The following is a 14,107-nucleotide window of genomic DNA, read 5'->3' as shown; positions in this document are numbered from 1 at the left end:
TTGGCCACCGCCTAAGGACTCGACCCGTTCGTCGGTTTCGATGTGAATGGCTCGGTCGGCGCCCAAGGCAAGCGCGGTGCGCAGCTGTTCCTGCGCGGACTTGGGGCCGATGGAGACGGCCACCACCTCGGTGGCCACGCCCTGCTCTTTCAGGCGTACCGCCTCTTCCACGGCGATCTCGCAGAAGGGGTTCATGGCCATCTTGACGTTAGTGAGATCGACGTCGGAATGATCCGCCTTGACGCGGATCTTGACGTTGTAATCGATGACGCGTTTGACCGCGACGAGAATTTTCATCGGAAGGCTCCTTGAAACATGGGCTAATGCGAAAGGCAAATTCCTAGAGGTACTTGACCCGGATATTCTCACTCGCCGGCACCGCCTGGCAGCCAAGAATCAGCTTGCGGTCCAGATCCCGTTGATCAAGTACATCGTTGGTGCGCAGGGTCACCTCGCCTTCGGTAATCTGGCAGACACAGGTGGCACACATGCCTGCCTGACAGGAATAAGGCAATTCAACGCCTGCCTTCTCTGCCGCCTCGAGCAGCGTCTGCGCACCGTCGCAGGAAAACTCGTGTACCTGGCCGCCGATCTCGACGGTGATCTGAGCCGAGTCCACCGCCGCAAGCTGAGCCGCCTCGCCGGCTTCTTGGCTTTCCACCGGCGCCGCGTCTTCGTCCGGCAGGGATACGAAGCGCTCTACGTGGATACGCTCCGGTGCCATGCCTTCCTTTTCCAGGGCGGTGACCATGGCATCCATGAAGGGTCCAGGACCACAGATGAACGCCTGCCCATGAATCCAGTCCCGTCCCAGCCAGGCCAGCTGCTCCTGAGGCGCGACTCCCTGCAAGGAGTCGAGCCAATGAATCACTTGCAGGCGCTTGGGATATTCCCGGGTCAGGGCATCGAGCTCCTTGGCGAAGATCACCGAGCGCTCGTCGCGATTGGCAAACAGCAGCCGCACTCGACCACTGCCGTTACTCAATACCGAGCGCAGAATGGAGAACACCGGCGTGATGCCGCTACCCCCGGCACATAAAAGAAAATCGCCTTCCAGGGAGTCCGGCACGAAGATGCCCGCCGGGGCCATCACCTCGATGCTGTCGCCGACACGCACCCGATCGCAGACCCAGTTGGAGCCGCGACCGTCCGCTACCCGCTTGACGGTGACCCGGGGCGCCTTGTCCAGCGTCGGTGCGCTCGACATGGAATAGCAGCGCTGGATGAATCGCTCTCCCATCGGCAGACGCAGCGTCACGAACTGTCCCGGCCGATAGCGAAACCGCTCCTTCAGCGCCTCGGGCACTTCAAAGATCAGCGAGCGCGCATCATGGGTCTCCTCGACCACCCGACTCACCCGTAGGTGATGAAAACGTGAATCGGCCATGTCGGCACTCCCTCGATCAATGACTCGTTTGGCTCAGTCTGGCTTTTGGCCGTCCACTTAGACGAAAGGATCTGCGTTGGGCAATCCCAGCATTACGGCGCCATGAGCTCGGGCGTAAGCATCCGTGTTGTTGGCGATATGGCCGCGGGCCTGATGGATGTCGCGGAAGATACGTTCGATGGGATTGCCCCGATACAGACCCGAAGCAGCGCAAGCGCGCAGCAGCCGATCGACGTTCTCGCAGCACACCTGCGGCACCTGGGCGGACTGGGCACGCTGCAAAAGGCGCTCTTCCACATCCATCTGCTGGCCATTACGGGCACAATCGGCGACGCGTTGATAGTTGCGCATCAGCACCAGCTTGAGCTGATCGCTTGCCATCAGCGCCTGGGTGACCGCAATCTGAGCGTTGGGATCGTCCGCAGTCTTGGAGCCATGCTTGCCCATGTGGCCGCTGGCGTAGTCGCGGAAGCCGGCGATGGCACCATCGAGGGCACCGATACAGGCAGACGAAACGGCGCGCTGGAACATCTGGGTGAAAGGAACGCGATACAGCCAGCCATTGTTCACCTTGCGTCCGGGACAGCCCTCGTCGCTGTGATTGTTGGTGCGCTGGGTGCGATGGGTCGGCACGAAGGCGTCTTCGACGACGATATCGTGGCTGCCGGTGGCGCGCAGGCCGTGCACGTCCCAGTTCTTGACGATGCGAAAATCTGACTTGGGCAGAAGAAATGTCGTATGTTCGAGTTCGTCCGGGCTATTCAGCTTGGGCAAGAGCCCGCCCAACAGAATCCACTCGCAGTGTTCGACGCAGCTGGAAAAGCCCCAGTGTCCGGAGAAGCGATAGCCGCCTTCCACCGGCGTCGCCTTGCCCACCGGCATGTAGGTCGAGGCAATCAGGGTCGAGCTGTCCTCACCCCATACGTCCTGCTGGGCCTGCTCGGGGAAAAGCGGCAGCTGCCAGTTGTGCACCCCGATGACGCCATAGACCCAGGCGGTGGACATACAGCCTTGAGCCAGGGTCATCTGTACCCGATAGAACACCCGTGGGTCCAGCTCATAGCCGCCCCAGCGCTTGGGCTGAAGTACGCGAAACAATCCTGCCTTGGTAATATCGCGGATGTTTTCGTCCGGGATGCGTCCTTCCTCTTCGGCGCGGCGCGCGCGTTCTGCCAGGCGTGGAGCGAGATCCTGAGCAGCCTGGAGCAATTCGATCGCCTCAGGTGTCATGAAACCTTCCTGCTGCGTATCCGCCATGAAGTCTTCTGCCAGCACGTTCATCGTGGGAACCCTCTTGGTCTACGATTGGTCATTGCCATTCTCGTGTCGGCGAATGGCTGCCTGCTGCTTATGACAGCAGAATCCCACGAGAATCCTGCCTGCTCATCGTCAAAATGGACTACCGCTTCATGCCTCTGGCTAGCTCGTTTGGACGATGCCGCCACACCCGAGAGATCGATAATGGGCAGCATCAAAGTGTCACGTACCCGGCCCCGGGTCCTCGTCAACAACAACGGAGGCACTGCATGCGTACACCAATCGGCATTGTGATGGCCTTGATCGTCGCAGCAGCAGGTATCTATGCCTTTTCCCCACGTCTAACACCTGAACTCGATCCCACGCGCCTGCCGATACAGGAGATGGTGTTGACCAGCGTTGCCGAGACCGAGGCCGGTCTGGTCGCAGCCGGGGAGCAAGGCCATATTCTGGTCTCCAAGGATGATGGAGAAAACTGGCAGAGTGCCGAATTATCGCAACATCGCAATGCGCTCATTACCCGCTTGCGCTTCGCCGATGAGCGTAATGGCCTGGCCATTGGCCACGAAGGCTGGATTCTGCGCACCACCGACGGGGGGCTTAACTGGGAGGAAGTGGCCTTCGACAATGAGCGCGGCGAACCCTTGCTGGATCTCACCGAGCTTCCCTCGGGTCGCTGGATGGCCATAGGAGCCTTCGGACGCGTGCTCGGCTCCGACGACTCCGGGCTCAGCTGGCAGCCGATAGAGATCCCTGACAACACCGATTGGCATCTCAACGGCATCAGCGGCTCCGCGGATGGGCGCCACTGGTTGATCGTGGGTGAGATGGGCACCGTCTTCCGCTCGGCGAATGGCGGCGAAACCTGGACGAAGGTTCCCGAGTTCTACGAGGGCTCCCTGTATGGCGCCGTCTCATTGGGTAATGAAACCTGGGTGGCCTACGGCATGCGCGGCAATATCTTTCGCTCCACGGACGACGGCAAGACCTGGGAGCGCTCGACCTTCGACATCCCCATTTCCTTGTTCGCTCACCGTCAGTTGCCCGACGGGCCGCTACTGCTGGCCGGCCAAGGAGGCACGATTCTGGCAAGTCACGATCAAGGACGCTCCTTCGAGGTGATACGCCGCCAAGGCAAGAGCACCCTGACGGATCTAGAGCTCACCCCGGACGGGCAATGGTTGCTGGTAAGCACCGGCGGGCTGACGCGAATTCCCGCAAAAAAAAGCAGACAGCCCAATCCAGCGCCTTTCACACCCTTGAACAAGCGGGAGCCTCATGATGAGCAACGTCTCTCCTACTCGCACTATGCGCCTGGTCAATCGCATTGCCCGACTGCTGATTCTGGCGCGTAAACCGCTGGGTATCCTGTTCCTGGCCATCACTGTGGGGCTTGGCATTTCAGCCACGAATCTTCACTTCGATGCGGGTTTTTCAAAGTTGATACCCCAGGATCACGAATTCATGGAGGCATTCAACGAGCATGGCGATGAATTTACCGGCGCCAACCGCATCATGGTCAGCTTGAAGTGGAAAGGCGAAGGCGATGTCTTCAATCCTTCTTTCCTGAAAAAACTCAAGGAAGTCACCGACGAGGTCTACTTCACCCCCGGGGTCAACCGCACCACGGTGCGTTCGCTGTTCAGCCCGGAAGTGCGCTATGTGGAAGTGACCGAGTTCGGTTTCATGGGGGGCGAAGTCATCCCGTCACGTTTTACCGGTAACGAAGAAGATCTGGCCAAGGTCCGCTCCAACGTCGCCAAGTCCGGCCAGATCGGCAACCTGGTCTCCAACGATCAGACCGCGGCCATGGTCCAGGCGGAACTGCTCGAGATAAATCCGGAAACCGGCGAGCCGACGGACTACGCTGCCGTGGCCAAGCACCTGGAAAACATCCGTCAGCAGCTCGACGGCTCGGACGTGGATATCCAGATCATCGGCTTCTCCAAGGTCATGGGCGATGTGATGGAAGGGCTGACCACGGTGGTGCTGTTCTTCGCTGCCGCCTTCCTGATCACCGCCATCCTGCTGTGGATTTACTCGAAGTCCCTGAAGCTGACAGTACTGGCGCTTACCGTGGCCCTGCTACCGGTCATCTGGCTGCTGGGCATTCTGCCGCTGATCGGCTACGGCATCGATCCCATGTCGGTGCTGGTACCGTTTCTGATTTTCTCCATCGGGGTATCTCACGCCGTACAGATGACCAACGCCTGGAAGCAGGAAATACTGCTGGGCGCCTCGCCCATAGACGCTGCGGAAGGTGCCTTCCGCAAGCTGGCGATCCCGGGTAGCGTGGCACTGCTGGCCAACGCCCTGGGCTTTCTGGTCATCATGGTAATCGACATTCCCATGGTGCATGAACTCGGGGTCACCGCCTGTCTTGGTGTGGCGCTGATGATCGTCACCAACAAGCTGTTCATGCCGATCATTCTTTCTCACCTGAAGCTCGAAAAACTGGCTCGCGCCACTCGGCCCAGCACCGAAAAACCTCATCGGCTGTGGTGGGCAATTTCCAATCTGGCCCGTCCGGGGCCGGCCCTGGCGAGCTTTGCCGTGATGCTCGTGCTGCTGGCCGGGGGCACCTATCAGTCCCGGCATCTGTTGACCGGAGACATTGGCTCCGGAGTGCCGGAACTGCGCGAGAACTCCCGCTATAACCTGGACAACGCCCAGATCATCAACGAGTACTCCATCGGCATGGACGTGCTATCCGTGTACGTGGAAGCCAAGGGCGTCGAAGAAGCGTGTCTCAACTGGGAAGTTCTCAATGCGGTGGATCGCTTTGATCTTCGCATGCGGGGCGTCGATGGCGTGGAGTCCGTCTCCACGGTATCGGGATTGGCCAAACTGCACGTTTCCGGCAACAACGAGGGCAACCCGCGCTGGCAAACGCTGCAGCGTTCTTCCATGGCGCTACGCGCCGGCAGCGGTGCCGCCAATCCGGAAAACGGCTTCAACACCGCCAACTGCGATGTCATCAACATGATGGTCTTCCTGGAAAATCACGAAGACGCCACCCTCAAACACGTCGTGGGCGAGATGGAGCGCTTCATCGAAAGCGACGTCACCGACAACGTCACTTTCCGTCTGGCCGGCGGCAATGCCGGCGTTGCCGCCGCCACCAACGAGGCGGTAGAACACGCCGAGGCCCAGATGCTGATCTCGATCTTTGCTGCCATTTCCCTGCTGTGCTGGCTGACCTTCCGCTCCTGGCGTGGAGTGCTGTGCGTAGTCGTCCCCCTGATGCTGGTCTGCATCCTGTGTAATGCCTTGATGTCCCTGCTGGGGATCGGTCTCAAGGTTGCCACCCTGCCGGTGATTGCGCTGGGGGTCGGGGTCGGTGTGGACTACGGCATCTATATCTACGAACGCTTGCAGCACGAGATGCAGGACAAAGGCGTGTCGCTGCAGGTCGGCTTCTACCATGCCATGGAGCAGCGCGGCACCGCAGCGGTGTTCACCGCCATCACCATGACCCTGGGGGTCGGCACCTGGGCTTTCTCGGCGCTCAAGTTCCAGGCAGACATGGGTATCCTTCTGGCCTTCATGTTCCTAGTCAACGTGCTGGGAGCGATCTTCCTGCTGCCCGCCCTGGCCTGCTGGCTCAACGTAGAGAACAAGGAACGGCGCCCGGCAGCGGCTACGCAGCCAGGCAAGACCGCGCTGGATACCCCTTGACCCCAGTGTCATGAGCAACGCATTTCCGCCCCTGTTCTGTACAGGGGCGGTTTTTGTGGCATTGCCACGTTGTCGGCCTTACCCCACTCAGCTAGGTTTTAACAGGTAGGCCGTACCGTCGAACCAGGAGAACCCCATGAAAGGACTGTCCCTAACGAGTGCGTTACTGGCATCTCTACTTGCGTTTTCCACCGCCGCGCTGGCTCAGGAAACCGACAGTCAGATGTCGGAGACCAGCGATACCCAACAGATGAATCAAGGAGGCGATCATCAGCAGAACAAGAACGACACCGCAATGGATAAGGAGACGGCCGGCCACGATGGCATGAAAGGAATGGAGAGCAAAGCGGAGCAAAAACGCCGCGAACTCGAGGAAAAATCAGGTAACGACATGCTGCCCAATACCGGCACCGACGCCGGCTATGAGGCGGAAACGGATACCGACGGACCGACTAACTAGGCAACGCTTATTCTAACGTTTGAACGACGACACCCGGTCTAAAAAGCCGGGTGTCGTTGTTTTAACGTATCTTTCACAACATAAAAGATGATCATGAAACAATGAATGCAGAGCAGGGATATAAGCATTACCACACCCTTGACGAAAACCATATCGAAACCAAAATACAACCATAGTTCGTATCGCTTGCACAGCGATTCGACATACCGCTCGTCACTAGCGACAAGAAACTGCTCAGGACTTTTCCTGAACAAGCCATCGCTCCCCGAGATTTTGTCGTTCTGTAAACCACCCTAACCTTTCACCCCACCTGCGCCGCAGGAATGGTGTTCAGCACCGGATCGTTGGGGGGACGATGCACGCACCAGAGCCCGCCGGGATGATAGATATAGGCGACGCAGCCGTTGCAGCTGTCGCAGCCGGACTCGGTTAGCTCACCGCTTTTAAACTTGTTGATCAGGGCCGGCTCGTGCACCAGGGCCCTGGCCATGGCGATGCAGTCGAAGCCTTCTTCCATCAGCCGATCGACGTTGGCGAGGCTCTTGGCGCCACCCAGGTAGGCCAGAGGGATATCCACCGCAGCGCGGATGCGCCGGGAGCGCTCGAGAAAATAGAGCTCGCGAAACGTCACCTTGGGGGCATGCTTGGCGGACATCTTGAGTGCAGCAAGGCTCAAGCGGTCGTTCTTGAGCACCTTGGTGAATTCATCGAGATTCATGTTGCTGCCGAACATGAAGAAGGTGGACTCCACGTTGCGCCCGCCGGAGAGCACCAGCATGTCCGCCCCGGCTTCCTGCAGAATGCGGGCGGTGACGATGGCGTCCTCCACGTCCGCGCCGCGTCGTACCCCGTCGGCAACGTTGATCTTGGCCAGTATTGCCATGTCCTTTCCCACCGCCTCTTTCACCGCCGCCAGCACTCGCGCGGGAAAACGCGCCCGATTTTCGGCGCTGCCGCCGTACTCGTCCTTACGTTTGTTGGAGAGCGGCGAGATGAACTGATTGAGCAGATAGCCGTGGCCCATGTGCAGCTCCACCGCGTCGAAGCCCGCTTCTCGGGCAAGCTTCACCGCATCGACGAACTCTTCAATGATGCGCGCCATGTCCCGTTCATTCATCGCTCGCTGCAGGAAGTTGCCCTTGAGCACCCCTGCAGGATTGAAACCGGAGGAAGAACTGACGGTACGCCTCCAGACCTTGATGCCGGTGACAAAGGAGCCGCCGTGGGTGATTTGAGCGGCAATGGCACCGCCTTCCGCGTGCACCGCTTCGGTCAGGGCGCGCAGGTCCGGCAGGATATCCCGGCGCATCCAGATCTGATCCGGCAGCGTGCGCCCTACCTTGGCCACCGCCATGTAGGCCACCGTGGTCATTCCTACCCCACCGGCAGCCAGATCACGATGATGCTTGACCATGGCCCGGGTAGGCCGACCCTTTCGGGACATGGCCTCGTTGGTGGCGGACTTGATGAAACGATTGCGCAGTGTCAGCGGCCCGAGAGTGATGGGCGTGAAGGCGGCAGACTCGGCCGACATGAGAACTCCTTTCGCAACTCAATGAATAAGATGGGTCCGGGGGCAATAGATCCAAAAATGCATCAGTCGCAGAAGGACTGGCGTAGCTCGACCTTGTTCACCTTGTTGGCGGCATTGACCGGCAAGGTCTCCAGAAAACGTATGTGGCGGGGCACCTTGTAATTGGCCATGTTGCGCCGTGCCCAGGCAATCAGGGTCGCTTCGTCCAGCGTGCGCTCTTTCATCAGTACCACATAGGCACAGCCGACCTCGCCGAGGCGCTCGTCCGGCACCCCGACCACCGCGCTCTGGGCAATGGCGGGATGAGCAGCAAGCGCCGCCTCGATCTCCGCCGGATAGCAGTTGAAGCCGCCGACGATGAACATGTCTTTCAAGCGGTCGGTGATGCGCAGATTGCCCGCCTCGTCGAGAATGCCCACGTCGCCGGTGTGCAGCCAGCCCTCGGCGTCGATGGTCTCCGTGGTGGCGCCGGGATTCTCGAAGTAGCCCTGCATGACATGAAAGCCGCGCAGGCAGATTTCTCCGGCTTCACCAGGGGAGCATCGGCGTCCGCTTTCATCGAATATCGCCACCTCGGTGCCGGCGATCGCCTTGCCGCTGGTGGTGGCGATGGTCTGGGCGTCGTCGCCTGGGTCGCAGATGGTCGCCAGCCCGCCACACTCGGTCAGCCCATAGGCGGTGGTGACCACCTTGAAGCCAAGCTTCTCCCGCATGCGCTCGATCAGCACCGGCGGAATCGTCGAGGCGCCGGTGACGGCGATGCGCAGGCTGGACAGATCGGCGCTCTTCAGACGCGGATGGGCGAGCAGCGATAGATACAGGGTCGGCGGCCCGGGCAGCATGGTGATACGGTCGCGCTCGATGCGCTCGAACACCGCCTCGGCGTCGAACAGGGTCTGGGGCAGGATGGTGGCGCCGCTTAACAGGCAGGTCAGCCAGCCGGCCTTGTAACCAAAGGCATGGAAGAACGGATTGACGACCAGGTAGCGATCGCCGGCCTGTAAACCCACGATGCGTGCATACTCGGCGAAGGCGCGCAGGTTCTGACCATGGGCGCTCATCACCCCCTTGGGTTTGCCGGTTGTCCCGGAGGTAAACAGCAAATCCGAAAGATCGGTGCTTTCAACTTCCCGGGCCCGGGCACGAGCGTCCTGTTCGGAAATGCGCTGACCCGTGGCCAGAAAAGCCTCCCATGCATGAAGGCCGTGAGCGGGACCGGTGCGACGCTCATTGAGCAGCACCCGAGTTGTCAGGGCATCCATCAGACGCCCCTCGAGCATGGCGGGATAGTCCGTATCGAGAAAATCGCCTATCAAAAATAGCGCCCGAGCGCCGCTTCGTTCCAGAACATCCGCGGCCTCGGCGCCTTTCATGCGGGTATTGATAGGCACCAGCACGGCCCCGACGAAATGGATGCCCAGGGCCGCCAGCACCCAGCGCGAGATATTGGGTGCCCAGACAGCGACCCGATCGCCCTTGTCGATACCCTGGGCCATCAGGGCCCGGGCAACTGCCAGTGCTTCATGAGGCAGGTCCGCATAATCGATGGCCTGCCCGTCGCCTTCCAGCGCGGTGATGCCAGAAAAGCGCTCGGCGGCGATCATCACCAGCTCCGGAATGCTGGTCGCCGTGATGATCGTCTCTGCGTCTTGTCTTGCTTGCTGCTCACTCATGATTCATATACCCATCACGAATTGACCGCTGTCGACCCGCAGCTCGATACCGTTGATCGCGCGGGACTCGTCGCTGGCCAGGAAGACGATTGCCGCCGCCACATCCTCCGGCAGGCAGACACGATTCATGGGGTCGGCATCGATGGTGTAATCCGCCGGATCGACACCCGGCGGATAGGCGCGCTGGCTCATCGGGGTGAGGATGCCGTCCGGATGAATCGAGTTGCAGCGAATACGATATTTCTGACGCCGGCAGTGGGTGGCAATGGTACGGGTCATTGCCGCAATGGCGCCCTTGGAGGCGGAATAGGCGACGTAGTGATCGATGCCGCCGAGGGCGGCGACGGAGGACAGGTTGACGATCGAGCCACCCTGGCGCTTGAGCAGCGGCAGAGCCGTCTGACAACCGAGAAACACGCTGTCCGCATTGACGCTCATCACCTGTCGCCACTCGTCCAGGGTCGCCTCCTCGATGGAGCCCAGGCGCAGAATGCCGGCGTTGTTGACCAGCACGTCCAGGCGTCCGAAATGCTCTTCTACCTCAGTGATGGCGGACTGCCACGCCTGTTGAGAGGCAACATCCAGCATCACGAACATCGCCGCGTCACCGATTTCCGTCGCGAGAGCAGTGCCCGCCTCGCGATCGATGTCCGCCACTATTACGCGAGCACCTTCCCGGGCCAGCTGAATGACGGCGGCGCGTCCGACACCGCTGGCACCCCCGGTCACCAGCGCCACCTTGTCTTGCAAGCGTGCGGTCATGACTGCTCTCCCTGGGCTTTTGCTCCCAAGGCATGTGCTTCTGGCGCGTGGGCTTGCGAGACTCTTGCATCCGAGGAATGGGGTTCGGTGTGAGACGCATCCTCAGGACGATGTTCGGCGATGTGCCGGGCGGCGATATAACCGAAGGTCATAGCCGGACCCAGGGTAGAGCCGGCACCAGGATAGGAAGTGCCCATGACCGCCGCCGAGCAGTTGCCGATGGCATACAGGCCGACAATCGGCTGGCCTTCCGGCGTGACCACCTGAGCCTGGGGACTGGTCTTGAGTCCACCTTTGGTCCCGATATCCCCGGCATCCAGGCGCATGGCATAGAACGGCGGTTTGCCGAGTTTCGCCAAGCACGGATTGGGCTTGACGTTGATGTCGCCGTAATAGCGATCGTAGACGTTGCCGCCGCGATCGAAATCCTCGTCCTTGCCGGTCTCGGCGAAGCCATTGACCCGTTCCACGGTCTGTTCGAGCTTGGCGGCGTCAACGCCAATCTGTCCCGCAAGCTCCGCCAGGCTATCCGCCTTCCAGTAGACGCTGCCCAGCCACGCCTTGGGCAGCCGGCTATCCGGCTTGATCTGAGCGGGCATCAGCGGTCCCATGGCATAGTGAAAGCGGAAATGACTGTCGAAGATTGCCCAGGCCGGGATGCTTTTGCCCCCGCTGGCCCGATTGTCCTCATACATGGCCTCGACGAACTCCAGATAAGGGCAGGCCTCGTTGACAAAACGCTTGCCCTGACTATTGACCGCGATGGCGCCGGGAAAGGCGCGCTCAGCGAAGATGGCTCGGGCCTTGTCCTCGCCGGGCACGCTGATGGACGGCGACCACCAGGCCCGGTCGAGCAGCTCCGTGGCCGCCCCCAAGGCCTGGCCCGCTTCCAGGGCGGCACCGGTATTGTTGCCCGGCGGCGTGGCGCTCCAACCGGCCTGATTGGGCGTGGGCAGATAGCGCTCACGCAGCTGCGGGTTCTGCTCGAAGCCCCCGGAGGCCAGGATCACGCCGCGCTTGGCCGTAAGGCGCAGGGGCTTGCCGTCTCGTTCCACTATCACACCGCTGACTCGCTTGCCTTCGGTGATCAGCTCGCGAAAATCCGTGTTGAGCCATACCGGCACGCCGCGATCCTGCAGCGAGGCGCGCAGGGAGGCGACCAGGGAATAGCCCAGCGCCGCCCGACGATCGCGCTTGGTCTTCTTGCGCCATTTGCGATCCAGCTTGTAGCGCGCCATCAGCCACATGATCATCAGGCGCCAGCCCCGCTCTCGGGACATCGCCTTATGGGCATGGCGGGCGGTCCAGGCGATCTTTCCCATCAACAGGGTAGTGGGAGAAGGCTCCCGCACGCGTTCGAGCTCATCGCCTAGTACGCTGGTATCGAAAAGCTCCGGATCCAGAGTACGCCCACCGGCCAGGGAACCGGGTAGATTGGGATAGTAGTCGGGGTATTTCTCCGCCACCGCGTACCGCACTCGGCTGGTGGCTTCCAGCTCGCGAATCATCTTGGGGGCGTTATCCAGGTAGGCGCGCAGCCGTTCGGTTTCCACGCCGCCTTGGGTGGACGCTTCTAGATAGCGCAGCGCCTGATCAAAGCTGTCGTTGCCGCCCTTGGCCTGAAAATGGTGATTGTTGGGAATCCAGATGCCGCCGCCGGATAGCGCCGAGGTGCCCCCGCAGCGATCGCTTTTTTCAACGATCAGAGTCGAAAGGCCTTGATCCGCGGCGAAGACTGCCGCGGTCATGCGCCGGCGCCGGAGCCAACCACGATCACGTCGAAGGTTTCTGGAGATTGCGCGAGTGAAGTCATGATTCTCCCCTGAGGGTTGTCACGCCAGGCAAGCATCGCCGAGACCTCGCCGACGCTCCACGCCGGCTATCGGCAGGCATGAATGATGAAGTTGAATCCAATGATGCGAGCGGGCCAGCTCCGGCTCATCGTCGAACCGGACTAGGTTAGGAGCTTCGCTCTTCGAGGAATTCACGCTTGATGCGGGGTTTGATCAACTTGCCCACCGGATTGCGCGGCAGCGGTTGCTGACGAATCTCGATCTCTACCGGCACCTTGTACCCCGCCAGGCGTCGGCAACATGGCGACGCAGCGCCTGGGGATTCGGGTCCCACTCCGGCGCCACGCTGACAACGGCCATGACCGCTTCGTCGGTGTCCGGGTCCGGCACGCCAAAGACTGCCGCTTCGATGACCGCAGGATGTGTCATCAAACAGGACTCCACCTCAGCGGCAGCAATGTTTTCGCCACTGCGGTTGATGATGTCCTTGAGCCGGTCCACCACGTACAAGAACCCCTGGTCATCCCGGTAGCCCAGATCGCCGGTATGCAACCAGCCATCCGCCAGCGCCTGACGGGAAACCCCGTTGCCGCTCCAATAGCCCTGCATCAATGCTGCCCCTCGCAGGCAGATTTCACCGACCTCGCCATTAGGCAGCTCCGCGTCGTCTGCAGAGGCGATGCGCACCTGCATCAATGGCGAGATCAGCCCTGAGCTGGTGGGATTGCTCTTGAAAAGATCACCGGAAATCGCGGCGCAAACGCCGTTTGATTCCGTCATGCCGTAGCCGATGCCCAACAGCTTTTCCGGCATCCTGGTCAGTACACGGTCGATGAGACTTTCCGGCAGGCCGGCACCGCCAAAGCCCAGGCCCATCAATACATCCTGGATGGCAGGATCGAAGAACTCTTCTTCGGCGAGTAGCTGGCGCACCATGGAAGGCGCACCGTTGAACTGAGTGACCTGCTCGACACGCATCAGCTCCAAGGCCTCCCGGGTGTCCCAGCGATGCAGGAACACCAGCCTGCGTCCCTTGCTCAAGGCGGTCAGCAGCTGGGCATGCAGTCCACTGACATGGAACAGCGGCACCGCCGTCAGCGTCGTCGGCTCATGACCGCTTTGCATGATTCGCTGGATGGTGCGCGGAGAACTCATGGCGGAGATCGCGCCGATATAGTCGATGTTGGTCAGAGCCTGACACACCGCCCGCTGAGAAGAAAGCACCCCCTTGGCCTGACTGGTAGCCCCGGAGGTGAACAGGATCAGCGCCGGATCGTCCGGGGCGAGATGAACCTCGGGCAAAGCATGCTGAGGCCCCTGGATGAGCGTATGGTAATCCTGAGCGTCATGGCGCGACTCGACCGGCTCCCCCACCCGCACCACGTGGCAACCGGGCACGCCCGGATCGCCCTCGAGCCGCTTCAGACGATCGCTGTCGCAGCACAGCACGCTGGGAGCGACTGACTGCAAGGCACTGCGCAGTTCGTTACCCAGACCAAAACTATTGATCGGCGCGGGCACCGCCCCAGCATCGCCGCGGCGACGAAGGCCACCGCCCATTCC

The 14,107-nt window shown here is 61.0% G+C and carries 10 protein-coding genes and 1 pseudogene; 3 read left to right on the top strand and 8 right to left on the bottom strand.

From position 1 onward, the window contains the following. From CH74_RS06415 to CH74_RS06405, 3 genes and pseudogenes are all read right to left on the bottom strand, one after another. Nucleotides 1–297 (bottom strand): annotated as a pseudogene (locus CH74_RS06415) (electron transfer flavoprotein subunit beta/FixA family protein); the annotation flags it as partial. A 43-nt stretch (nucleotides 298–340) separates the two neighbouring features. Beyond that, nucleotides 341–1,387 (bottom strand): ferredoxin--NADP reductase, encoded by a 1,047-nt coding sequence (locus CH74_RS19800; RefSeq protein ID WP_048306644.1) that lies wholly within the window; start codon nucleotides 1,385–1,387, stop codon nucleotides 341–343. Nucleotides 1,388–1,444: 57 nt separating this feature from the next. After that, the gene (locus tag CH74_RS06405) at nucleotides 1,445–2,668 is read right to left on the bottom strand and encodes an acyl-CoA dehydrogenase family protein (protein ID WP_048306643.1); all 1,224 of its coding nucleotides are present in this window, start codon (nucleotides 2,666–2,668) and stop codon (nucleotides 1,445–1,447) included. Between the two features lie 245 nt (nucleotides 2,669–2,913). Here CH74_RS06405 and CH74_RS06400 point away from each other — a divergent pair, with 245 nt between their 5' ends. The 3 genes from CH74_RS06400 to CH74_RS06390 all read left to right on the top strand — a co-directional run bounded on the left by CH74_RS06400 (nucleotide 2,914) and on the right by CH74_RS06390 (nucleotide 6,782). Beyond that, nucleotides 2,914–3,999: a YCF48-related protein gene (locus tag CH74_RS06400; RefSeq protein WP_082140319.1), complete on the top strand. Its 1,086-nt coding sequence runs from the start codon at nucleotides 2,914–2,916 to the stop codon at nucleotides 3,997–3,999. Continuing rightward, complete coding sequence (locus CH74_RS06395) at nucleotides 3,926–6,322, top strand: RND family transporter (protein WP_048306642.1); 2,397 nt, start codon at nucleotides 3,926–3,928, stop codon at nucleotides 6,320–6,322. The genes CH74_RS06400 and CH74_RS06395 overlap by 74 nt, the downstream gene beginning before the upstream one ends. A 136-nt stretch (nucleotides 6,323–6,458) precedes the next feature. Beyond that, on the top strand, nucleotides 6,459–6,782 hold the full coding sequence (locus CH74_RS06390; RefSeq protein ID WP_048306641.1) for a hypothetical protein: 324 nt from the start codon (nucleotides 6,459–6,461) through the stop codon (nucleotides 6,780–6,782). A 301-nt stretch (nucleotides 6,783–7,083) separates the two neighbouring features. Here the strand turns inward: CH74_RS06390 and CH74_RS06380 are convergent, their stop codons facing one another. The 5 genes from CH74_RS06380 to CH74_RS06360 all read right to left on the bottom strand — a co-directional run. After that, nucleotides 7,084–8,316, bottom strand: coding sequence for an NADH:flavin oxidoreductase (locus tag CH74_RS06380; RefSeq protein ID WP_048306639.1), 1,233 nt, complete (start codon nucleotides 8,314–8,316; stop codon nucleotides 7,084–7,086). 62 nt (nucleotides 8,317–8,378) lie between these two features. Then, complete coding sequence (locus CH74_RS06375) at nucleotides 8,379–9,989, bottom strand: FadD3 family acyl-CoA ligase (RefSeq protein WP_048306638.1); 1,611 nt, start codon at nucleotides 9,987–9,989, stop codon at nucleotides 8,379–8,381. A gap of 3 nt (nucleotides 9,990–9,992) precedes the next feature. Continuing rightward, nucleotides 9,993–10,751 carry a glucose 1-dehydrogenase gene (locus CH74_RS06370; RefSeq protein ID WP_048306637.1) on the bottom strand — a complete coding sequence of 253 codons (759 nt, stop codon included), beginning with the start codon at nucleotides 10,749–10,751 and terminating at the stop codon, nucleotides 9,993–9,995. After that, the gene (locus tag CH74_RS06365; RefSeq protein ID WP_253272975.1) at nucleotides 10,748–12,499 is read right to left on the bottom strand and encodes an FAD-binding protein; all 1,752 of its coding nucleotides are present in this window, start codon (nucleotides 12,497–12,499) and stop codon (nucleotides 10,748–10,750) included. Before CH74_RS06365 ends, CH74_RS06370 begins: the two co-directional genes overlap by 4 nt. Nucleotides 12,500–12,808: 309 nt before the next feature. After that, the coding region (locus CH74_RS06360; protein ID WP_216594724.1) for a class I adenylate-forming enzyme family protein at nucleotides 12,809–14,107 on the bottom strand (1,299 nt) is incomplete at its 5' end.

The sequence above is a fragment of the Halomonas sp. PR-M31 genome (assembly GCF_001039575.1).
In the GTDB taxonomy this organism is placed as follows: Bacteria; Pseudomonadota; Gammaproteobacteria; order Pseudomonadales; family Halomonadaceae; genus Modicisalibacter.
This window is presented reverse-complemented; position numbering and strand designations above follow the sequence as displayed.

Excerpts from the sequence above, each read along its gene's own strand:
- CH74_RS06365 (WP_253272975.1), bottom strand. The coding sequence starts at position 12,499 with ATGACCGCGGCAGTCTTCGCCGCGGATCAAGGCCTTTCGACTCTGATC.
- CH74_RS06400 (WP_082140319.1), top strand. The coding sequence starts at position 2,914 with ATGCGTACACCAATCGGCATTGTGATGGCCTTGATCGTCGCAGCAGCA.
- CH74_RS06380 (WP_048306639.1), bottom strand. The coding sequence starts at position 8,316 with ATGTCGGCCGAGTCTGCCGCCTTCACGCCCATCACTCTCGGGCCGCTG.
- CH74_RS06405 (WP_048306643.1), bottom strand. The coding sequence starts at position 2,668 with ATGAACGTGCTGGCAGAAGACTTCATGGCGGATACGCAGCAGGAAGGT.
- CH74_RS06370 (WP_048306637.1), bottom strand. The coding sequence starts at position 10,751 with ATGACCGCACGCTTGCAAGACAAGGTGGCGCTGGTGACCGGGGGTGCC.
- CH74_RS06375 (WP_048306638.1), bottom strand. The coding sequence starts at position 9,989 with ATGAGTGAGCAGCAAGCAAGACAAGACGCAGAGACGATCATCACGGCG.
- CH74_RS06395 (WP_048306642.1), top strand. The coding sequence starts at position 3,926 with ATGAGCAACGTCTCTCCTACTCGCACTATGCGCCTGGTCAATCGCATT.
- CH74_RS19800 (WP_048306644.1), bottom strand. The coding sequence starts at position 1,387 with ATGGCCGATTCACGTTTTCATCACCTACGGGTGAGTCGGGTGGTCGAG.
- CH74_RS06390 (WP_048306641.1), top strand. The coding sequence starts at position 6,459 with ATGAAAGGACTGTCCCTAACGAGTGCGTTACTGGCATCTCTACTTGCG.